Below are 22,339 nucleotides of genomic sequence, written 5' to 3' on the forward strand. Positions count from 1 at the left end.
CAAATATATTTATAGGAGGTAAATTAATGAAAAAATTATTTTTAATAGGATTGGCTACATCAATGTTAGGGTTTGGATTAGAAACTAAAACGTTATTAAATATAAATTACGGTAAAGAAAATATTAGAGCTGATGTTGATACAAATGATAAAGGTATAAAAAAAGTAGAGAGAAGTTATGGGAATCTTTTATCAGCAGGAGTAGACTTTACAATTTTAAATTCTATAAATCCTGGAGATGATATTGAGTTTAAATATGGTGCAGGATTAGGAATAGGTTATGGAAGAATAGTTAAAATGCATGATGATGAAAGAAAAGGTGCAGTTGAAAAAAATATGAAAGCTTATAAGGAAATGAAGGATTTATATGAAGAGTTAAAAAAAGATCCAGAAACAACTGAAGAAGATTTAAAAGGGACTGAAGCTATAATAAAAGAAATGGAAGCAAAAGGACAAGAAGCGCATTTTTATTCAACACAAGTAACACCACATGCAACTATGGAATTATCTAAAAAAGTGAATACAGATATGAAAGTATATATAGGAGTTAATTTAGGTAAAACTTTCTATTATTCTAAATATTTTAAAGAAGATAGAAGTGTATTAGGTAGAAATACTAGTTTTAAAAAATATGGACAATCTAATTTTGATGTTAAAGGATATTTAGGAGTTTCATATAAGAACTTTGTTGCAGAATTAAGTACAGGAAATAATAATTATGTTAATTTAGGATTAGGGGCAAGATTTTAAATAATATAAACTAATAATGCGAGGGCTCATACATTTTTAAGTGTATGGGCTTTTTTAATAAAAATGAAAAATTTAGATTACATATTTGCATATTTTTAAGTTTAATAAGTAATATTTATTATGTTTAGTATCCTTAAAATGTACTATTTAAGCTGCTTTAAAGCTATTCATTATTTATAGAAATTTTTTTTCATTTTAGTATTGACTTTTTGAAAAATGGAGATATACTTTATTATAAGACATAGAGAGATTTATAGATGGATAGGAGATGGAAATATGGCAAAAGTTGTATTAAAGGGTGTAGAAAAACAATATCCAAATGGATTTAAGGCGGTACATGGAATAGACTTAGAAATTAAAGATGGAGAATTTATGGTGTTTGTAGGTCCATCAGGATGTGCAAAATCAACAACTTTAAGAATGATAGCAGGACTTGAAGATATATCAGGTGGAGAAATCTATATAGGAGATACGTTGGTAAATGATATACCTCCTAAAGATAGAGGAATAGCAATGGTCTTTCAAAGTTATGCACTATATCCACATATGACAGTATATGAAAATATGGCTTTTGGATTAAAATTAAAGAAAACTCCAAAAGATGAAATAGATAGAAGAGTAAGAGAAGCAGCAGAAAAATTAGAAATAACAGAACTTTTAGATAGAAAGCCTAAAGAAATGTCAGGAGGACAAAGACAAAGGGTAGCATTAGGACGTGCAATAGTAAGAGAACCAAAAGTATTTTTATTTGATGAACCATTATCTAATTTAGATGCTAAATTAAGAGTTTCAATGCGTGTAAGAATAACACAATTACATAAAGAATTAAAAAATACTATGATATATGTAACACACGATCAAGTAGAAGCAATGACTATGGGAGATAGAATAACAGTTTTAAAACTTGGAAGAATAATGCAAGTTGACACTCCTTTAAATCTATATCATAAACCAGCTAATAAGTTTGTTGCAGGATTTATAGGATCACCTACTATGAATTTATTAGAGGGAAATTTAATAGAAGAATCTGGAGAAGTTTATGTAGATATAAATGGGGTAAAAATAAAAATAGCTAAAGAGAAAGCACAAAAAGTTAAAGATCATATAGGTCAAAGAGTAGTATTTGGAATAAGACCGGAAAATATAACAATAGCAGAAAAAGATGAAAAAGATGCATTGGTAGGAGATGTGTCAGTAGTTGAACAGATGGGTAATGAAGAATATATATACTTTATGTTAGGTGGAAATCAATTTATTTCAAGAATAAATGTTGAAGGAATAAGTGATGGAAGCAAGAAGGGGAATGAAAGATTCTACTTTGATACAAGCAAATGTCATATATTTGATATTAATACCGAAGAAAATATTAGTTTATAGTATTTTCTCACTTTCTTTCTTTTTTTAAGGGGCTTATTTAAGCCCCTGCATAATCAAGGAGTTTATATGGAATTTAAAAAATTTAAAGAAATAGGTCATGAAATAGGATTAACATCACTATTTTGTGAAACTATAAATGATAAGATAATACTTTATGGAGGATCAAATTTTCCAAAAGGCACTCCTCCTAATGGGATGCGTGTAACTCATAAAGATATGTATATATACGATACTAATTTTAATTTAATAAGTAAAAAAATTGGGGATATTGCACCAGATAGAGGTATATGTTTAAAAGCTGATAATGAGATATACTATATATCTGGAGCAGGTAATACTAAAATATATAAATACTATTTTAAAGACAATGAATTACAAGAAGATGAAATATATGATTTAGGATTTGAAATAGTAGGAGGATATGGTTGTATATATAAAGGGAAAATATATTTTGGTAAGGAAAATATATATGAATTTGATTTAAAAACATTAAGTTTAAACAAAAAATCAGATTTTATAGGTATTCCTCGTGAACAAAGTGTATACTTTGAAAGTAATGGATATATATATGTTTTAAGTGGGGCTTCCAATATATGTCATTTAGATTCATATAAATATGACATATTAAATGATAAATGGGAAAAATTAAAAGATTTAGATATAAATTTAACAGGTTCTGCTTTTTTAAAAATATCAGATAAAAAAGTTTTAATAACTGGTGGCTGTAATAAAGAAATATTTGATGAAGCTGTTAAAAAATTAAGCTATATAGAATTTAAAAAGAGTTATTTTAGTAAAAATCGTAAAGATGTTAAATTTAATAAGGATATATATTTTTATGATATTTTAAATGAAAAATTAGAGTTATTATCTAAAGGGAGTATCGAAAATGCAACTTGTGGATCAACATTATTAAAGATATTAGATGATATATATTTAATAAACGGCGAATATAAGCCGGGGTTTAGAACACCAAATGTATTAAAAGCAACTCTAAACCTAAAGTAGGAGGAAGTATGAAAAAAAAAGAAATATTAGATAGTCTTAAAGGACAATTAATAGTTTCATGTCAAGCTTTACCTGGAGAACCTTTATATATTGAAAATTCAACAATAATGCCATTAATGGCAAGGGCGGCATTACAAGCAGGTGCAAAAGGTATAAGAACAAGTGGAGTTCTTGATGTAGTGGAAATAAAAAAAGAAGTTAAAGTTCCTGTAATAGGTTTAATAAAAAGACAATATGAAGGTTTTTCTCAGTATATTACAGTAACAATGAGAGAAGTTGATGAACTTGTAGAAGCTGGGAGTGATATTATAGCACTTGATTGCACTATGAGAGATAGGGGTGACGGTAAAAGTATAAATGAATTTATTAAAGAAATTAAAGAAAAATATCCTGAAATAATTTTGATGGCGGATATATCTAGCTATGAAGAAGGTGTAAACGCTGAAAAAGCAGGAGTAGATTTAGTGGGTACAACATTAAATGGATATACTGATTACACATTAGATGATGAAGCACCTAACTTTAATTTAATAAATAGATTATCAAAAACTTTAAACATTCCAGTAATAGCAGAAGGAAGAATACATACACCAGAACAAGCTAAGAAAATGTTAGAAAATGGAGCTTATGCAGTAGTTGTAGGAGGAGCAATAACAAGACCTCTTGAAATTACTACAAGATTTATTAAGGGTATGGGATTATAATGCGTATATTATGTTTTGATATAGGGGGAACAGCTATAAAATATGCATTAATAGAAAATGATAACCTTAAAGATGTTAAGATAAATAAGATGCCAACAAGAAAAGAAAAAGATAAAAACTATATATTAAGAGATGTATTAGATGTTATAGAATCATATGATAATCTTGATTGCATAGGTATATCTACAGCAGGAGTTGTAGATTCAGAAAAGGGAGAAATAATTTTTGCAGGACCGACTATACCAGGTTATATAGGAACTAATTTCAAAAAAGCAATAAAAGATAGATTTAATCTTGAATGTTTTGTTGAAAATGATGTAAATAGTGCAGCTATTGGTGAATATTTTTATGGTTCATATAAAGGAAATGTATTTTGTTTAACAGTTGGAACTGGAGTTGGTGGAGCTTTTATACAAAATGGGACTTTATATAAAGGAGCTAGTCAAAAAGCTGGAGAAATAGGCTATTTGCCTTTAAATGGTGGAAAGTATCAAGAATTTGCCTCAACTACCTATTTGACAGATACTGTAAGTGAAAAATTAGGTAAAAAAGTAGATGGATTATATATTTTTGAAAATGCTAAAAAAGGCGATAAATTATGTAAAGAAGCTATTGATGAATTGATAGATAATTTAAGTGAAGGTATACTAAATATTATATATATATTAAATCCTAATACGTTAATTATTGGTGGAGGTATAACGGCTCAAAAAGAATATCTAGAAAATAGAATAAAACAATCTATAAAAAATAAATTAATAGATAGTAGTTTTGAACCTGATATATGTCTTGCAAAATTAGAAAATGGAGCAGGTATATATGGTATATACTATATTGTAAAAGGAAAGGAAGAACAATGAAGTACGATTTAGAAAAATTTAAAGGAGTATTTGTAGCAATGTATTCTACTTATGATGACGAAGGTAATATTAGTAGAGAAAGAGCTAAAGCTTTAACAAGATACTACATTGAAAAAGGAGTAAAAGGACTTTATGTAGATGGATCATCAGGTGAAGGAGTTTTACAAAGTGAAGAAGAAAGAAAAGCTGTTCTTGAAGCAGTAATGGAAGAAGCAAGAGGTAAATTAACTATAATAGTTCATATAGGAGCTAATTCTACTCCTGAATCTGTAAGACTTGCTAAACACGCTGAAGAATTAGGTGTCGACGCAGTATCATCAATTCCATGTGTGTATTATGGATTTTCACCTAAAGCAGTTAAACAACATTGGGAAGCTATGATAAATGCAACAGATTTACCGTTTATAATCTATCATATTCCACAAACAACAAGATTTAATTTACCAATTACATTATTTAAAGAAATGGCAGCTATGGATAAAGTTATTGGAATTAAATGTTCTTCAGAATCTACATTTGAATTACAACAATTTAAATATATAGGAGAACAAGTAAAAAATGGAGAGTTCATAGTATTTAATGGACCAGATGAACAATTTATAGCAGGAAGAATGATAGGAGCAGATAGTGGTATAGGTGGAACTTATGGTGTTATGCCTGAATTATTCTTGAAACTTGATGAATTTATGAAAAATAGAGAGTTTGAAAAAGCTCGTAGTTTACAAAATGAAGTAAATGAAATTATAAAAATGTTATTAAGTGGACCGTCTTTATACGGGGTAGCTAAATATGTGTTACATTTAAGAGGAGTAGAAACAGGACAACCTAGAGGGCCTATGCTTCCTATAACAGATAAAGAAGATATAGAATTATGCGAAAGAGTAAATAAAAAAATAGAAGAAGTAATTAATAAATTTTGTTAATAAATATTAAAAATAAAAAAATTTTTTTGGAGGTTTTTATGAAAAGAAATATTTTTAAAACATTAGTAGCTTCAGCTACGTTGGCTTTAACTGCATTTGCTTGTGGTTCAAAAGCAGAAACTAAAGTAGATGAAAATGCACCAGTAACAATTAAATATTGGTCATTCCCTAACTTTACTTCAGATTCAGAGTTTAAAACTCCTGAAGAATATGACAAGGCATTAATTGCTGCGTTTGAAGCAAAATATCCAAATATTAAAGTTGAATATCAAAAAATTGACTTTACTGATGGGCCAGCTAAACTTGAAACAGCAATACAATCTAAATCAACACCTGACGTTGTAGTAGATGCTCCAGGACGTGTTATAGATTGGGCTAAAAAAGGATATTTAGTTTCATTTGATGAAATAGATAAGTCTAAATATTCAGAAACAGTAATAAATGCTGCAAGTTATGATGGTAAAGTATATCTATACCCTTTAGGAACTGCACCATTTGTAATGGCATTTAATAAAGTTATTACTGATAAATTAGGTGTAACTGATATGTTACCTATAAATAAAGAAGGAAGAAACTGGACACCAGCTGAATTTGAAGCTTTATTAACTGAAATACATAAAAAAGATGCAAGTATAGATCCTATATTATTCTATACTAAATCTCAAGCAGGGGATCAAGGACCAAGAGCCTTCGTTTCTAACTTATATAATTCTTGGATTACAGATTCTAAAGTTCAAAAATACACTATAAATGATGAAAATGGTGTTAAAGCTATGGAATGGATTAAGAAAGCTTATGATGCAGGTCTTTTAGGTAAAGGTGTTTCTGCTGAAGCTAAAGATGCTTTAGAAGCGTTTAGAAGTGGTAAAGCAGCTGGAACTATTCTTTATTCTCCAGGTCTTAAAGGACAAGATGCTGAAGCTATAGCTGCAGGTAAAGTAGATCCTATTTATGTTGCACTTCCTAATGATAGTGGAAAAGCTCAATACGAATTCTTACTTGCAGGTTCTGCAATATTTGATAATGGTGATGCAGCTCGTGCAGCAGCAGCTAAAAAATTCGTTGATTTCATAACTAATGATGCTGAATGGGGATTAAGAACTCTTAAAGCAACTAAGAACTTCTCACCAACTGGTCAAACTGGAATATACGGTGATGATGTAGAAACTAAATTCTTAGAAAGCTTAAGTGGTCAATATGGATCTTATTATAACACTATAGATGGTTATGCTCAAATGAGACCATTATGGTTCAATATGGTTCAATCAGTATTAAATGGACAAATTTCTCCTAAAGATGCTTTAGATAAATTTGTTGCAGATGCTAACAAAACTATAGAAGATGCTAAATAATATTTAATATATGGGTAGAGGGTATACCCTCTACCTTTTTAAAAGAGAGGTGGAATTAATGTTTGCTTCTATTAAAAAAATTAATTGGAAGAAAATAGATTATAGTGCATATGCTTTTATAGCTCCGGTTATGTTATTTTTTATAACATTTGTACTATATCCAATGATAAAAGGAGTTTATTTATCGTTATTTAAATTTAGAGGACGTAATATAACATTTGTAGGATTAAAAAATTATATTAATTTATTCAGTGATGATATTTTTATAAAATCTACTGTTAATACTGTTTTGATAACTTTAATAGCAGTTCCTATAGTAGTTGCTTTCTCAATATTTGTAGCTATTAATATTTATGAAAAAAATGCTTTTATTAGATCATTTTTTAGAGGTATATTCTATATTCCAGCTATATCTTCAGTTGTTTCTGTAACGGTTGTTTGGAATTGGATTTACCATCCTAAATATGGAATATTAAACTATATTTTAAATAGTACACATATTACTAATTCACATGTTGATTGGCTTGGTAATCCTAGAACTGCTATATTTGCAATTATAGCAATATTGATTACTACCAGTGTTGGTCAACCTATAATTTTATATGTAGCAGCTTTAGGTAATGTCCCTAAAGATTTAATTGAAGCATCAAAAATAGATGGAGCAACAGATGCTAATGCATTTAGACATATTATATGGCCTTTAATTAAGCCAACAACTTTATATATTGTTGTTGTTACAACAATTAATAGTTTTCAAATATTTGCTTTAATACAATTATTAACAGCTGGAGGACCTAATTATTCTACATCAACTATAATGTACTTAGTATATCAAATAGCTATAGTACAAAGTAGATTTGGAGTATCAACAGCAATGGGAGTTGTATTAGCTGTGATTATAGGAATTATATCAATTTTACAATTTAAGTTTTTATCATACGATGCAGACTAGAGAGGAGAAAGTATGGAAGTGAAAAAGACTACACCTATAGGTGTAATATCTATGATAATATTGATAGTATTTGCAATATTTTTCATATTTCCATTTTATTGGATATTTACAGGATCATTTAAGTTGCAAGAGGTAGCTATAAGTATACCACCTGAATGGTTTCCGATGACACCAACATTACAGAATTATGAACAATTATTATTTGCTTCAGGTTCTCATACATTAAGATGGTTCTTTAACTCTGTGTTTGTATCATTTATGACAACAATATTAGTTTGTAGTACGGCAGCCCTTGCAGGATATGCTCTTGCTAAAAAGAATTTTCCAGGAGTTAGTTTAATATTTATAGTATTTGTTGCAGCTATGGCATTGCCAAAACAAGTAATTTTAATCCCTTTATTAAGATTTGTGACAGAACTTGGATGGATAGATACATATAAGGCATTAATATTGCCAGCTGTAGGATGGCCATTTGGAGTGTTTTTAATGAAACAGTTTTCACATTCAGTACCAAATGAATTACTTGAATCTGCAAGAATTGATGGATGTGGAGAAATTAGAACTTTCTGGAATATAGTATTACCAATAGTAAAACCAGGTATAGGAGCTCTAGCTATATTTACATTTATAGCAAGCTGGAATGATTATTTCTCTCAACTTGTATTTACAAATAGTGACTTAATGAAAACTTTACCACTTGGGGTTGCATCTATGGCACAACAAGCCGAATTTTCTTTAAATTATGGATTATTAATGGCAGGAGCTGCTCTTGCATCATTACCTATGATAATAGTATTCTTAATGTTCCAAAGTTACTTTACACAAGGTGTAACTATGGGAGCAGTTAAAGGATAATGTATATATTTAATTTTATAGCTCTTTGGTTATATTATAGTAAAATATATATTTTAGGTTCATTATTTGTAACCTACCTTCTTAATAAAGTTACTCGTAAGCTTTATCTTCCACCATTAATTATTAATATGGTAAGTGTAATTCTTTTATTTTTTTCACAAGGAGATAAGGCTTATGCTATGTATATTAACTATGTTCCGGTAGTTCTTTCAAGTTCTATTATGAACATAGTTATATATATTATTAGGAGAAAAAATAATGTTAGATAGATCTTTTAGAAGTTTTTTACATGAAATAAAAATTAAACTTTTAAATAATAAAGGTAGAGTTAGAAAAAAGATATTATTTGAGTTTGATAAAACTTAATATATCTCGTCCTAAAAGGAGTATATTAATTTCTCCTTAAAAGATTATAGACTAAGTCCTAAATTTAGAGATTGTAAAGATATAGGAGAAATAAATTTTTTTGTTGGAACATATGAAATATTTTTATCTGATATTTTAGAGTTGTCTGAAATAATGGAAAATGAAAATATAGAGCATAATTTGATAGTTAAAGATAAAATGTTACATGATTAGCTATTATTTCTTCATATACCTGAAGGAAAAGAAGCATTTAAACAAATAATAGATATATTAGCCAAATAAAAGTCGATTTTTATTTGGCTAATTTTATTTTTTAATTAATATTTTATAATCCTATTCTAAGACCTGCTCCTATTGTAATATATTGAGGATATCCTATACTAAGTTCACTTGTAAATACATTTTTATAAGTTGCACCAAAGCTACCTTTAATAGAAAATTTATTTATTGATATATCTTTAGATTTCAATACATGAAGTGTACCTATATTACTACCTATATGTAGTTTTAAATCTGGATTTATTTTTTTATTTATTTCTAAACTAGCTTGAGGACTTAAATAAATTTTACCTTCAAAATCTTCATCTGTAGATGTAATTGGTTTAAGTTTTCCACCTTCTAATCCAACACCTAAATTTACATCAATATCTGATAGTATTGTTGCAACATTTTTATATGTTATAACACTAAAACCACCATCAAAAAATCCTGTTTTAACATTATTTGATGTAGTATATCCTCCATAAGAAGTATTTGCTTGTGCTTTAACTTCAACACCTAAACTTGAGCATGAAGCAAAAGCAAGTAAAGTTGATAATAATAATATTTTTTTCATAATTCTCCTAACTTAATCCTATAATTTCTCCGTTTTCATCAATATCTATATGTTCAGCAGCTGGAATTTTTGGTAGACCGGGCATATCTAATATATTTCCTGCCATAATTACTAAAAATCCTGCACCAGCTGAAATGTTTACATCAGTTACTTTAAATTCAAATCCATAAGGAGATCCTAAAAGTTTTGGATCATCTGATAATGACGCTGGTGTTTTTGACATACATATAGGTAATTTATCAAAACCTTTTTCTGTAAATAATTTAATTTTTTCTTTAGCTTTTTCAGAATATACTATACTTCCTGCACCATAAATTTTAGTACATAGTATTTCTATCTTTTCTTCTATACTTTTATCTAATGTGTATAAAAATTCAAATGAAGATTTTACATTTTCAGAAGGTATATTTTCTTCTTTATTTAATAATGTAACTATTTCTTCTGCAAGATGTATTCCACCATTACCGCCATTTTCATATATAGTAATAGGTATAGATTTTACATTTTTTTGTTTTGTGTATTCTTCTATTAATTCTATATCTTCATCACTATCATCACTAAATTTATTTATAGCAACAATGACAGGTAAATTGTATAAAGATATATTTGATATATGTCTTCCTAAATTTTCAACTCCTATTTTTAAATCACCATTACCATGATGTTTTAGAGCTCTAACAGTTGCAACGATTACTACCATATCAGGAGTAATATTTGCTGTTCTACATTTTATATCAAAAAATTTCTCAGCCCCTAAATCTGCTGCAAATCCTGCTTCTGTTATTGTGTAGTCTGAAAGTTTAAGAGCCATTTTAGTTGCAAGTATAGAATTACAACCATGAGCAATATTAGCAAAAGGACCACCGTGTATTATTACAGGAGTATTCTCAGTAGTTTGTACAAGATTAGGTTTTATAGCATCTTTAAGAATAACTGTTGCAGCTCCTTCAACTTTTAAGTCTTTAACATAGATGAATTCACCGTGTATATTTTTAGCTATAATAATATTTCCTATTCTTTTTTTTAAATCAAATATATTTTCTGCAAGACAAAGTATAGCCATAATTTCACTTGCAACTGTTATTTTAAATGAAGCATCTCTTACTGGAGCGTTTATTTTACCATGACCAATAGATATTTCTCTTAATGCTCTATCATTTGTGTCTAATACTCTTTTGAAATAAATGTTATTAATATCTATTTCTAATTCATTGCCACGGTTTAAGTGATTATCTAAAGCAGCAGCAATTAGATTATTTGCAGCAGTAATAGCATGAAAATCTCCAGTAAAATGAAGGTTTATATCTTCCATCGGTAAAACTTGAGAATATCCTCCACCAGTAGCACCACCTTTTAATCCAAATACAGGTCCCATAGAAGGTTCACGAAGAGCTGCTATTGATGAGTAACCAAGTTTATTAAAACTTTGAGTAAGTCCAATAGATACCGTTGTTTTCCCTTCTCCGAAAGGAGTTGGAGTAATAGCTGTAACTAATATTAATTTTCCATTAGCTTTAGTTTCTAAATGTTCTAAAATATTAAGGTCTATTTTAGCTTTATATTTACCATAGCATTCTATATCTTCTTCTATTCCTATTTTTCTTGCAATTTCTGTTATAGGAATAAGTTTAGTTTTTTTTGCGATTTCTATATCTGTCATTTACACCATCCTTACATTTTTAACTAATATATTAGATTATACAAAATTTGAAAAACTTATTCAAATACTTTCTTTTTTAACTTGTATATGTTAAAATATTATTGGGTATATATTAGGGGGAGTTATGAGAGAAAAAGATAAAGAAATATTAAGAGAATTAATAAGTTCTGTTAGTAAAATAGGAAATACTAAGGTAGATAAAATAATTGAAATTTGTGATGAGAAATATCTTAATTTAGGTAGTGTTATAAAAGATAAGAATATAGATTTTTTACCTATTAAAATAAAAAAAATATTTAATATTTTAGATGAATTATTTTTGAATATTTTGTATTACAAAACTTTTGATAATGAAGTAAAAGTATTAAATTGTAATGATCTTATTGATTATTTAAAATATAGCTTTATAGATAAAGAAAAAGAAATATTTAAGTTAATATTTTTTAATACACAATGTAGAATTATTAAAGAGGAGGATATGTTTTTAGGAACTATAGATAGAACGGTAGTATATTTAAGAGAAGTTGTGAAAATGTCTTTGAAATATAATGCTAAATCTATAATATTAGTGCATAATCATCCTGGAGGGTCTAAATTACCTTCAAAGAAAGATTTAGAAACCACAAAGAATTTAATAGATATATTAGCGTATGTAGATGTTAAGGTATCAGATCATATTATAATATGTGGGAATGAATATTACAGCTTTTTAGAAAATGGAGATATATAATGAAAATAGTTAATATACGTTTTAGAAAAACAAAAAAGGTTTATCCTTTCTATATAGAAAATGAAAATGAATATGAAAAAGGTGATCATGTTATAGTAGAAACTATAAGAGGAGATCAAATAGGAACAGTATTAGGAGAAAATAGGCTAAATAGTGCAACTCTTTTAGAAGAGGATGAAGATTTGAAAATTAGAAAAGTTAAAAGAAAACTTACAGAAGATGAAGTAAAAGAATTAGATGCTTTAGATGAAAAAGCACGTGAAGCGTATTTTATATGCAAAAAAATAGTAAAAAGAGTTTTACCTGAAATGAATCTAGTTATAGGTGAATATATGTTTGGTGGAGAAAAGTTAATATTCTATTTCACAGCAGAAGGAAGACTTGATTTTAGAGAATTAGTTAAAGAAGTAAATAAAACATTTAATAGAAGGGTTGAATTTTATCAAATAAAATTCAATGATGAAGGAAGAATATTAAATGCTTTTGGAAAATATGGTCGTGAAATATATTGGTAAAATGCAGGTGCAATTGCGCCTCTTTTTATATAAAGGAGAAATATGTTACATTACATAGAAAGTGTAGATAAATATATTAAACATGGAAATAACGCTCTAAATATTACAGACGATGCTATAAATCTTGTTGATTTTATTAAAAATGAAATTAAATGTGAAGATAGTACAGGAGAGTTATTAGATATAGGTTCTGGTATAGGGACATTGACTATTATGTTATCAGATATAAAACAATTTAATAAATTTACTTGTGTTGAAATACAAGAAGAAGTTTTTAAATTACTTGAAGAAAATATATTGATTAATAAAATGAGTGATGTAGATATATTTAATAAAGATATTAAAGATATGATTAAAGAAGAGTTTAGATATAAATTTAGATATATAGTAAGTAATCCTCCATATTTAAAAGTGGATAGTGGAAAGTTACCTGAAAACGAAATTTTAAAAAAATCTAAGTTTGAAGTATGTTTAAATTTAAATGAACTTTTAGAAATAGTAGACTATATGCTCATGAAAGATGGTATATTTTTTTTAATATTACCTATATATAGATTGAAAGAAATTGAAAAAAATAAGAAGTTTAAAATAAAAAGTATGAAAAATATTTTGAATTCAAAAAAAAGCTTTGTATTATTAGCTTTAGAAAGGAAGTAAAATGTCAAGAATTTTAGTTGTAGGAAGTTTAAATATGGATATGACAGCAAGAGTAGAAAAATTACCAGAACTTGGAGCTACTATAATGGCTAATGATTTCTATAAATCATGTGGAGGTAAAGGTGCAAATCAGGCAATAGCTATGTCTAAACTTGGACTTGATGTATCTATGATAGGTATGGTTGGTAGAGATGATGATGGAGAAGAATTGATAAAAAATTTAATTCAAAATGGGATAGATAATAAAGTTATATATTCTAGTATAACTACAGGTAAAGCTATAATTACAGTAGATACTAAGGGTGATAATAATATTATAGTTATACCTGGAGCTAATTTTGCTCTAACAAGAGATTCTATAAAAGAAAGTTTAATAGCTGGGTTAAAAGTTTCAGATGGTGTACTTTTACAAAATGAAATACCTATGGATACAATAGAATATGTTTTAGAAAAAGCTAGAGATATGGGAAAAATTACATATTTTAATCCTGCCCCTGCAACAAAACTTGATGATAAAATATTATCTTTAGTAGATTATCTAGTTGTTAATGAAACAGAACTTAAAGTTGTTTTAGGAGTTGATTCAGAAATTTCTGGATATGAATTAGAAGTAGAAAAAATAAAAAAAGAAAAAGGAGTTAAAAATATACTTTTAACTTTAGGAAGTAGAGGTTCTTGTCTGTTTAATGAAAAAAATGAAATAGAAAGATGTGATGCATTTAAAGTAAAAGCTATAGATACAACAGCAGCTGGAGATTCGTTCTTAGGGGCCTTTATATCTAAAACTTTAAATGGAGAAAACGTAAAAGAATCATTAAAATATGCTAGTGCAACATCAGCTATAGTTGTAACTCGTATTGGGGCTCAAGAATCAATACCGAGTCCAGAAGAGATTAACTTATTTTTAAAGGAGAGAGAAAATGATTAATAGAAAAATAATATTTGATACAGATCCTGGTATAGATGATGCAATAGCAATATCTGCTGCTATAAAAAATAATTTGAATATAGAATTAATAACAACAGTATTTGGTAATGTTAATGTAGATATTACAACAGATAACGCATTAAAATTAGTTAATTTCTTAGATAAAGATATACCTGTTGCAAAAGGAATAGATAAGGCAATAATTTTTAGACCTAATAGAGATGCCTCAGCTATACATGGAGCAAATGGAATGGGAGGGTATGAACTTCCTAAAACAAATAAAAAAGTGTTAGAAAAGAGTGCGGTAGAGGCTATAAAGGATATTGTTGTTAATTCTGATGAAAAAATAACTTTAGTAGCAGTAGGGTCTTTAACTAATATTGCAGTATTTTTAATACTGTATCCTCATTTAAAAGAAAGAATAGAAGAAATAGTAATAATGGGTGGCTCACTTAGTGGTGGAAATGTTAATAGTGTTGTTGAAGCAAATATTTTCCAAGATCCACATGCTGCTAAAATAGTATTTGATTCAGGTTGTAAAATAACTGTATTTGGATTAGATGTAACTAGAAATTGTTTAATAAGTCCTAAATCTTTTGAAGGATTAAAAGGTAATGGGAAGATGGCAGATATGGCATACAATATACTTAAGGGATATATGGAAGTAAGAGGAGTTTTAACTATGCATGATAGTGCTACTATTGCATATTTATTACATCCTGATATGTTCGAATTTGAAGATATGTATATTGATGTTGCTACAGAAGGAGCGGCTATTGGTTCTCTTGTTTCTGGAAGTTGGACACCAGAAAAAAACAAAGAAAATAATATTAAATATGCAGTTAAAGTAGATAGTTTAAGATTTGAAAATTGGTTGATAGAAAGTTTAAAAAAGTAGGAGGATAGATGTTAAAAAGGAAAATAGTAATAGATACAGATCCCGGTATAGATGATGCAATTGCTCTAACTGTAGCTATTAATAGTGGATTAAATATAGAGTTAGTAACAACAGTATTTGGAAATGTTAATCTTGAACAAACAACTATAAATGCTTTAAGAATTTTAGAATTTTTAGGTAAAGATATACCAGTTGCAAAAGGAGTTCCTAGGGCCTTATTTTTTGATCCAGGTATAGATGGATCACATGTTCATGGTGTAGATGGACTGGGAGGATATCCTATGCCTTATCCTAAAACTAAGGTTGTAGATCAAGTTGCAGTTGAAGCTATAAAAGATTTAATAGAAAAAAGCGAGGAAAATATTACTTTAGTAGCACTAGGAGCATTAACCAATATTGCTTTATTTATTAAAATATATCCACATCTTTTAGATAAAATAGAAGAAATTGTAGTTATGGGAGGTTCACTTGGTGCTGGTAATGTAAATAGTGCAGCAGAATTTAATACATTTAAAGATCCTCATGCGGCTAAAATTGTTTTTGATTCTAGTGTTAAAGTAACAGTATTTGGATTAGATGTAACTAGATTTTGTTTAGTTTCAAGTCAAAAATTAGAAGAAAATAAAAATAAGAGTAAAATATCTAGTATGGCACGTGAAATACTTAAAGGATATATAGAAGAAAATAATGAACTTATGATGCATGATAGTGCACCAATAGCTTATCTTGTTCATCCTGAAATATTTGATATAGAAGATAAATATATAGACGTATCAACTGATGAAAGAGCTCCAGGAACTTTAGTTTCAGGCTTTTGGACTAAAGAAAAAGATAAAAAACCAAATGTAAGATTTGCTGTAAATGTAGATAGTAAAAAGTTTGAAGAATGGTTATTAGCTAACTTAGTTTAGTATAAAATATTATATTGTTTTTTATAACGTTCTGTGATATAATTAACTTGTAAAATATATTATTTTGGAGGTTATGCAAAATGACAATTATTGAAAATATTTATGCAAGAGAAATCCTTGATTCAAGAGGAAACCCAACTGTTGAAGTTGAAGTATACTTAGAAGGTGGAGCTATGGGTAGAGCATCTGTACCATCAGGAGCATCTACAGGAGTTCACGAAGCTGTTGAATTAAGAGATGGAGACAAATCAAGATATTTAGGTAAAGGTGTTTTAAAAGCAGTTGAAAACGTAAATGAAATAATAGCAGAAGCTGTTATAGGAATGGATGCTTTAGATCAAGTTGCTATCGATAAATTAATGATAGACTTAGATGGAACTCCTAACAAAGAAAAATTAGGAGCAAACGCTATATTAGGTGTTTCATTAGCAGTTGCTAAAGCTGCAGCTAATCAATTAGGATTACCTTTATATAGATATTTAGGAGGAGTTAATGCTAAAGAATTACCTGTTCCAATGATGAATATCTTAAATGGAGGATCACATGCTGATTCTGCAGTAGACGTTCAAGAATTCATGGTTCAACCAGTAGGAGCTAAAACTTATAAAGAAGCATTAAGAATGGGTGCTGAAATATTCCACCACTTAGGAAAATTATTAAAAGCAAATGGAGATTCAACTAACGTTGGTAACGAAGGTGGATATGCTCCAAGTAAAATAAATGGTACTGAAGGTGCTTTAGATATAATTTCAGAAGCTGTTAAATCTGCAGGATATGAATTAGGGAAAGATGTAACATTTGCTTTAGATGCTGCATCATCAGAATTCTATAATGCTGAAACTAAGAAATATGTGTTCAAAAGAGAAGGTGGAGTTGAAAGAACTTCAGAAGAAATGGTTGCATGGTATGAAGAATTATGTGCTAAATATCCAATAGTTTCAATAGAAGATGGACTAGCAGAAGATGACTGGGACGGATTCAAATTAATGACTGAAAAATTAGGTAAGAAAATACAAATAGTTGGAGACGATTTATTCGTTACTAACACTAAGAGATTAGAAGAAGGAATTAAAAAAGGAATTGCTAATTCAATCTTAATTAAATTAAATCAAATAGGAACATTAACTGAAACTTTAGATGCTATAGAAATGGCTAAAAAAGCTGGATATACTGCAGTAGTATCTCATAGATCAGGAGAAACTGAAGATGATACAATAGCTGACGTAGCAGTAGCAACTAATGCTGGTCAAATTAAGACTGGATCTGCTTCAAGAACAGATAGAATAGCTAAATATAACCAATTATTAAGAATTGAAGACGATTTAGCTGGAGAAGCAATTTATAAAGGAATAGATTCATTATATACAATTAAAAAATAATAAAGAGTAAAATAAAATATGGGAGTTTAAAAGCTCCCATATTTTAATATCTTATTATTTATATCTTCTCCATGTTTGAGTTTTTCCTAAAAATTTCATTCCAGGAATATGTCCTCTAACTTTTAATGTCCCATCTGAATTTAATTCCATATAGCAATCATAAGTTTTACCACTTGATGGATCATATATTTTTCCTTTTTCATATTTGTTATTTTTTTCGTTATAAGTAAAATCACTAACAAAGTCAATACCTTCTATTGTTCTAGATCTTTTAGATGAATCAGGATTGTTAACATCTTTTCTTAATGCTCCAGTAGAATCGTATCTATTTGTTAATTGGTGCACTTTTCCGTAAACTTTCCCATTTTTTTCATAAATATCAACAATAACTCTATTATCAGTTTCACTTTTTTCAGTTATCCATCTACCATAAGCATCAGATTTAGCTGCTAATGTAAATATAGGTAACATTACAGTTAAAAATATTGTAAATAATTTTTTCATTTTTTTCCTCCTATTTTTGATATAGATATATTAACAAAAAAAACAATTATTGTCAACTATAATTTTTTTATTTTACATTCAACACAAAATGTAAAACTTGAATTATGAATGATGTATTAGATATAATAAAAAAACGGATGAAAGTATAGGTAAAATTACTGCTAAAAATATTATAAATAATTTTTTCATTTTTTTCCTCCTATTTTTGATATAGATATCTTAACAAAAAAATAATTTGTGTTCAAGTATAATTTTTAATTTTCACATTTAACACAAAATGTAAAACTTGAATTATGAATGATGTATTAGATATAATAAAAAAACTGATGAAAGTATAGGTAAAATTACTGCTAAAAATATTGTAAATAATTTTTTCATTTTTTTCCTCCTATTTTTAATATAGATATCTTAACAAAAAAATAATTTGTGTTCAAGTATAATTTTTAATTTTCACATTTAACACGAAATGTAAAACTTGAATTATAAATGATATATTTGATATAATGAAATAGTGGGAAAGAGGTGATATTTTGGAAAATAAAATACTGAATTTCAGTCAAATAAATCAAATGATAGATGAACTTAGTAAAAAAATCATAAATGAAAATGTTAAATCAATAGCATTAATAGGAGATCTTGGTACGGGTAAAACTCATATATCTAAAAGAATTTGTAAGAATTTAGGAGTGACAGAAAATGTTAAAAGTCCTACTTTTACTTATTTAATAGAATATGATTTAGAAGATATTAAAATAGTACATTTTGATTTATATAGATTATCTAATATAGATGAGCTTTATGAAGTAGGTTATCAAGAGTATGTAGATGCTGATAATACCTTATTGTTAATAGAATGGGCAAATAATGTACCTGAAGTTATAGAAGAGGCTAGTGTAGTAATTAGTCTTGAATATTTTGATGAGAATTCTAGATATGTGAATATAAAAGGAATAGATTTAAAAATTTAAATATATATATTATTAATAGGTGTAATATATATAAAATATGATTTAATAGATATGTATATATTGAAAATATTAATATATTATGGTAAAATGTTAAATAAAGATCAAAATTTGGAGGATGAATAAATGAAAAACGTATTAAAATATACTATGGTTTTAGCAACACTTGGACTTGTAGTTTCATGTGGTCCTGGTAAACCAAAATCAGAACAAGCTGGAGCAAATGTAAAATTAAATTTTGCACAAGAATGGGTAAGTGATAAACCTATAAAAGAAGATGGGATATACAAAATAGCAATGGTGTCAGCTGATGCCTTTAAAGGTATATTTTCACCACTTCATAATGATGAAGCTAAAGATGCATATATTACTGGTTTTATGAATGAAGAAATATTCTGGCAAAATGATGATTTTGAAAGAATGGGTGTAGAAGGTGGAATGGCATCATTTAAAGTTGATGTTGATAATAAAGTAATAAATATTAAATTCAAAGATGGGTTAAAATGGTCTGATGGAGAAAAATTAGGAGCAGACGATTTAATATATACTGCAGAAATTTTAGGTTCTCCTGAATATGATGGTGTTAGATATGATCCAACTAATTTAGAAAGAATCGTTGGAATGAAGGAATATCATGAAGGAAAAGCTAAACATATATCAGGAATAGAAAAAGTAAGTGACACTGAAGTTAAAATACATTTAACAGAAGTAACAGCTAATTTATTATCTGGTGGAGGGCCTTTATTAGGATTAGGATCTTTAATGCCTAAACATTATTTACAAGATGTTGCTATTAAAGATTTAGCACAATCACCTAAAACTCGTGAAAAATCAATATCTAATGGACCACTTGTAATTAAAAGTGTAGTTCCTGGAGAAAGTGTTGAATTTGAACCAAATCCATACTACTATTTAGGAAAAGAAAAAGTTTCTAAGGTTATAATAAAAGTAATAACTCCACAATTAGCGGTAGAATCATTAAAACAAGGTGAATATCATACTTATTACGGACTTCCTCAAGATAGTTATGAAAAATATAAAGATTTCTCAAACATAACAATACTTGGAAGACCTGATTTATATTATTCATATATGGGATTCAATTTGGGTCATATGGATAATAAAACTGGTGAAAATGTAATGGATAGAGATACACCACTTCAAGATAAGAGAATAAGACAAGCTATAGGATATGCTATGAATATTGATGAAATAGCACAAGCATTCTATAATGGATTAAGAACAAGAGCTAATGGAATAGTTCCACCAGCATTTACTAAATATTATGATGAAAGTTTAGTTGGATATAATTATAATCCAGAAAAAGCAAAACAATTATTAAAAGAAGCTGGATATGAAGATACAAATGGCGATGGAATAGTTGATAAAGATGGTAAGAATTTAACATTAAGATGGGCTATGGCTGGTGGATCAGATACAGCTGAACCAATAACTAAGGCGTTAATACAAAACTGGAAAGAAGTAGGAATAGAAGTTAAATTAACTAATGATAGATTATTAGATGGAAATGTGTTATTTGATAAAATTCGTTCAAATTCAGATGATGTAGATATATTTGGTGCTGCATGGCAAGTAGGAACTGCTATTGAAATGAGAAATACTTATGGTAAAAATGCAGCTCTTAATTTCTCACGTTTTGTAAATGATAAAAATGAAGAATTATTAAATGCTTTAGATGATATTAGAGGATTAACTGATAGTTCATTTAGAGCAGATGCATTTAAAGCATGGCAAAAAAATATAATTGAAGAAGCTCCAATTATACCGTTCATGTTTAAATACAGTACATCACCTGTTAATAAATCAGTAAAATCTTCAAATGTATACATAGCTACTGCTAAATCACAATCACCTATGGGAGTTGTTGACGTACCAGAAGCTGTTAAATAATATTAAATAAGGTTATCTTTTGATAGCCTTATTATTTCAAAGAGAGGTGAATAAAATGATAATTACAGAAATGTTAAATGTTGATAATGTGACAACAGAATTGAAAGGGAATACTAAAGAAGAAATTTTAAAAGAGCTAGCAGAACTTGTAAAAAATGGTGAAGTATTGGATGAAGAATTATTTTATCAAGATTTATTAAGAAGAGAAAATGCAGGGTCTACAGCTTTAGAAAATGGACTTGCTATTCCTCATGTAAGAAGTGAACATATTAAACATTTTAAAATTGGAGTAGGTATAAAAAAAGAAGGTGTTGATTTTGAATCTATAGATGGTGAAAAAACAAGATTATTTGTAATAATAGCAACTCCGATGAAACATAATAACTGGCATTTAGAAGCTTTAGCTAAAATTTCATCTATATTATATAATAAGGTAAATATAGATGTTATAGTTAATTCAAATTCTAAAGAAGGTGTTATTAAATTAATATCAGAATTAGAAAGAAATAGATAAATATTAAGCTCTGTATATAGCAGAGCTTTTATTTTTAAACTCTTATTTAAATTGTCAATAAAAAATACTTGACAAAGAAATTCAAATAGTGTAAAATAATCTTATAGAATGAATATGGAGGAATAATAATGTTAAAATTAAGATTAACTAGATTAGGTAGAAAAAAAGTACCTTTTTATAGAATAGCAGCAATGGAAGCTTTAGGAAAAAGAGACGGTAAAGCAGTAGCTTATCTTGGAACTTATAATCCTTTAGTAGCTGAAAATCAAGTAAAAATAAAAGAAGATGAAGTATTAAGATATTTATCAAATGGGGCACAACCAACAGAAACTGTTAAATCAATTTTAGTTAAAGAAGGAATTTGGGCTAAATTTGAAGCTTCAAAGAAAAAATAGTTTGCTAAAGTATATTGTGTATAGCTAAAGACCCGAAAGGGTCTTTTTAAAACTTTGATTTATAAATTTTAGAATTTCAAAAAAAAATTGACAAAATAAAAAAAATATGATATTATAGATATTGTCTTGATGGGCTGTAGCCAAGCGGTAAGGCAGTGGACTTTGACTCCACGATGCGTTGGTTCGAATCCAGCCAGCCCAACCATTTGCGTTTTGACGCATTTTTTTCTGGTCGCATAGCTCAGTTGGGAGAGCACCTGCCTTACAAGCAGGGGGTCACTGGTTCGAGCCCAGTTGTGACCACCATTTATGGAGGTGTAGCTCAGTTGGTTAGAGTGCTTGCCTGTCACGCAAGATGTCGCGAGTTCGAGTCTCGTCACTTCCGCCATTT

24 protein-coding genes and 3 tRNA genes are annotated in these 22,339 nt (G+C 28.1%); 24 read left to right on the forward strand and 3 right to left on the reverse strand.

Annotation, left to right across the window (positions count from 1 at the left end):
* Positions 1–26: 26 nt before the first annotated feature.
* The 10 genes from ACWYO2_RS00925 (at position 27) to ACWYO2_RS00970 (ending at position 9,049) form a co-directional block, all read left to right on the forward strand.
* Positions 27–749: a hypothetical protein gene (locus tag ACWYO2_RS00925; RefSeq protein ID WP_455514619.1), complete on the forward strand. Its 723-nt coding sequence runs from the start codon at positions 27–29 to the stop codon at positions 747–749.
* 276 nt (positions 750–1,025) lie between these two features.
* Positions 1,026–2,126, forward strand: coding sequence for an ABC transporter ATP-binding protein (locus tag ACWYO2_RS00930; protein WP_455514620.1), 1,101 nt, complete (start codon positions 1,026–1,028; stop codon positions 2,124–2,126).
* Positions 2,127–2,192: 66 nt separating this feature from the next.
* Positions 2,193–3,134: a hypothetical protein gene (locus ACWYO2_RS00935; RefSeq protein ID WP_455514621.1), complete on the forward strand. Its 942-nt coding sequence runs from the start codon at positions 2,193–2,195 to the stop codon at positions 3,132–3,134.
* An 8-nt stretch (positions 3,135–3,142) separates the two neighbouring features.
* On the forward strand, positions 3,143–3,838 hold the full coding sequence (locus tag ACWYO2_RS00940) for an N-acetylmannosamine-6-phosphate 2-epimerase (RefSeq protein ID WP_455514622.1): 696 nt from the start codon (positions 3,143–3,145) through the stop codon (positions 3,836–3,838).
* Positions 3,838–4,698: an ROK family protein gene (locus tag ACWYO2_RS00945; protein WP_455514623.1), complete on the forward strand. Its 861-nt coding sequence runs from the start codon at positions 3,838–3,840 to the stop codon at positions 4,696–4,698. Before ACWYO2_RS00940 ends, ACWYO2_RS00945 begins: the two co-directional genes overlap by 1 nt.
* A complete protein-coding gene (locus ACWYO2_RS00950) occupies positions 4,695–5,621 on the forward strand; it encodes a dihydrodipicolinate synthase family protein (protein WP_455514624.1) in 927 nt (308 codons plus the stop codon). The genes ACWYO2_RS00945 and ACWYO2_RS00950 overlap by 4 nt, the downstream gene beginning before the upstream one ends.
* Positions 5,622–5,659: 38 nt before the next feature.
* Positions 5,660–6,973, forward strand: a complete 1,314-nt coding sequence (locus ACWYO2_RS00955; protein ID WP_455514625.1) for an ABC transporter substrate-binding protein — start codon at positions 5,660–5,662, stop codon at positions 6,971–6,973.
* Positions 6,974–7,031: 58 nt separating this feature from the next.
* The gene (locus tag ACWYO2_RS00960; RefSeq protein WP_455514626.1) at positions 7,032–7,925 is read left to right on the forward strand and encodes a carbohydrate ABC transporter permease; all 894 of its coding nucleotides are present in this window, start codon (positions 7,032–7,034) and stop codon (positions 7,923–7,925) included.
* A 12-nt stretch (positions 7,926–7,937) separates the two neighbouring features.
* The gene (locus ACWYO2_RS00965) at positions 7,938–8,780 is read left to right on the forward strand and encodes a carbohydrate ABC transporter permease (protein WP_455514627.1); all 843 of its coding nucleotides are present in this window, start codon (positions 7,938–7,940) and stop codon (positions 8,778–8,780) included.
* A complete protein-coding gene (locus tag ACWYO2_RS00970; RefSeq protein WP_455514628.1) occupies positions 8,780–9,049 on the forward strand; it encodes a hypothetical protein in 270 nt (89 codons plus the stop codon). Before ACWYO2_RS00965 ends, ACWYO2_RS00970 begins: the two co-directional genes overlap by 1 nt.
* Positions 9,050–9,471: 422 nt before the next feature.
* Here ACWYO2_RS00970 and ACWYO2_RS00975 read toward each other — a convergent pair whose 3' ends face one another.
* Positions 9,472–9,981: a hypothetical protein gene (locus ACWYO2_RS00975; RefSeq protein WP_455514629.1), complete on the reverse strand. Its 510-nt coding sequence runs from the start codon at positions 9,979–9,981 to the stop codon at positions 9,472–9,474.
* A gap of 7 nt (positions 9,982–9,988) precedes the next feature.
* Positions 9,989–11,641: a formate--tetrahydrofolate ligase gene (locus ACWYO2_RS00980; protein ID WP_455514630.1), complete on the reverse strand. Its 1,653-nt coding sequence runs from the start codon at positions 11,639–11,641 to the stop codon at positions 9,989–9,991.
* Positions 11,642–11,765: 124 nt separating this feature from the next.
* On the opposite strand from ACWYO2_RS00980, the gene ACWYO2_RS00985 reads away from it, so the two are divergent.
* The 7 genes from ACWYO2_RS00985 (at position 11,766) to eno (ending at position 17,659) form a co-directional block, all read left to right on the forward strand.
* Positions 11,766–12,371 carry a JAB domain-containing protein gene (locus tag ACWYO2_RS00985; RefSeq protein ID WP_455514631.1) on the forward strand — a complete coding sequence of 202 codons (606 nt, stop codon included), beginning with the start codon at positions 11,766–11,768 and terminating at the stop codon, positions 12,369–12,371.
* Positions 12,371–12,886 (forward strand): regulatory iron-sulfur-containing complex subunit RicT, encoded by a 516-nt coding sequence (gene ricT, locus ACWYO2_RS00990; RefSeq protein ID WP_455514632.1) that lies wholly within the window; start codon positions 12,371–12,373, stop codon positions 12,884–12,886. Before ACWYO2_RS00985 ends, ricT begins: the two co-directional genes overlap by 1 nt.
* A 42-nt stretch (positions 12,887–12,928) precedes the next feature.
* Positions 12,929–13,543 (forward strand): methyltransferase, encoded by a 615-nt coding sequence (locus ACWYO2_RS00995; RefSeq protein ID WP_455514633.1) that lies wholly within the window; start codon positions 12,929–12,931, stop codon positions 13,541–13,543.
* 1 nt (position 13,544) lies between these two features.
* Entirely contained in the window at positions 13,545–14,471 is a 927-nt protein-coding gene (gene rbsK, locus ACWYO2_RS01000; RefSeq protein ID WP_455514634.1) for a ribokinase, read from the forward strand.
* Positions 14,464–15,369: a nucleoside hydrolase gene (locus ACWYO2_RS01005; protein WP_455514635.1), complete on the forward strand. Its 906-nt coding sequence runs from the start codon at positions 14,464–14,466 to the stop codon at positions 15,367–15,369. The genes rbsK and ACWYO2_RS01005 overlap by 8 nt, the downstream gene beginning before the upstream one ends.
* Before the next feature lie 8 nt (positions 15,370–15,377).
* Positions 15,378–16,280, forward strand: coding sequence for a nucleoside hydrolase (locus ACWYO2_RS01010; RefSeq protein ID WP_455514636.1), 903 nt, complete (start codon positions 15,378–15,380; stop codon positions 16,278–16,280).
* Positions 16,281–16,360: 80 nt separating this feature from the next.
* Positions 16,361–17,659 (forward strand): phosphopyruvate hydratase, encoded by a 1,299-nt coding sequence (gene eno, locus ACWYO2_RS01015; protein ID WP_455514637.1) that lies wholly within the window; start codon positions 16,361–16,363, stop codon positions 17,657–17,659.
* Positions 17,660–17,713: 54 nt separating this feature from the next.
* On the opposite strand, the gene ACWYO2_RS01020 is transcribed toward eno, so the two are convergent.
* On the reverse strand, positions 17,714–18,163 hold the full coding sequence (locus ACWYO2_RS01020; RefSeq protein WP_455514638.1) for a DUF2147 domain-containing protein: 450 nt from the start codon (positions 18,161–18,163) through the stop codon (positions 17,714–17,716).
* Positions 18,164–18,693: 530 nt separating this feature from the next.
* On the opposite strand from ACWYO2_RS01020, the gene tsaE reads away from it, so the two are divergent.
* The 7 genes from tsaE to ACWYO2_RS01055 all read left to right on the forward strand — a co-directional run bounded on the left by tsaE (position 18,694) and on the right by ACWYO2_RS01055 (position 22,336).
* Positions 18,694–19,131 carry a tRNA (adenosine(37)-N6)-threonylcarbamoyltransferase complex ATPase subunit type 1 TsaE gene (gene tsaE / locus ACWYO2_RS01025; protein ID WP_455514639.1) on the forward strand — a complete coding sequence of 146 codons (438 nt, stop codon included), beginning with the start codon at positions 18,694–18,696 and terminating at the stop codon, positions 19,129–19,131.
* Positions 19,132–19,254: 123 nt separating this feature from the next.
* Positions 19,255–21,039, forward strand: a complete 1,785-nt coding sequence (locus ACWYO2_RS01030) for an ABC transporter substrate-binding protein (RefSeq protein ID WP_455514640.1) — start codon at positions 19,255–19,257, stop codon at positions 21,037–21,039.
* A 55-nt stretch (positions 21,040–21,094) separates the two neighbouring features.
* Complete coding sequence (locus ACWYO2_RS01035) at positions 21,095–21,553, forward strand: PTS sugar transporter subunit IIA (protein WP_314011671.1); 459 nt, start codon at positions 21,095–21,097, stop codon at positions 21,551–21,553.
* Between the two features lie 128 nt (positions 21,554–21,681).
* Entirely contained in the window at positions 21,682–21,948 is a 267-nt protein-coding gene (gene rpsP / locus ACWYO2_RS01040) for a 30S ribosomal protein S16 (RefSeq protein WP_455514641.1), read from the forward strand.
* Positions 21,949–22,078: 130 nt separating this feature from the next.
* Positions 22,079–22,153, forward strand: a tRNA-Gln gene (locus ACWYO2_RS01045).
* A gap of 25 nt (positions 22,154–22,178) precedes the next feature.
* Positions 22,179–22,254, forward strand: a tRNA-Val gene (locus ACWYO2_RS01050).
* A gap of 5 nt (positions 22,255–22,259) precedes the next feature.
* Positions 22,260–22,336 (forward strand) — tRNA-Asp (locus ACWYO2_RS01055).
* Positions 22,337–22,339 lie beyond the last annotated feature (3 nt).

The sequence above is a fragment of the Pseudostreptobacillus sp. genome (assembly GCF_977040545.1).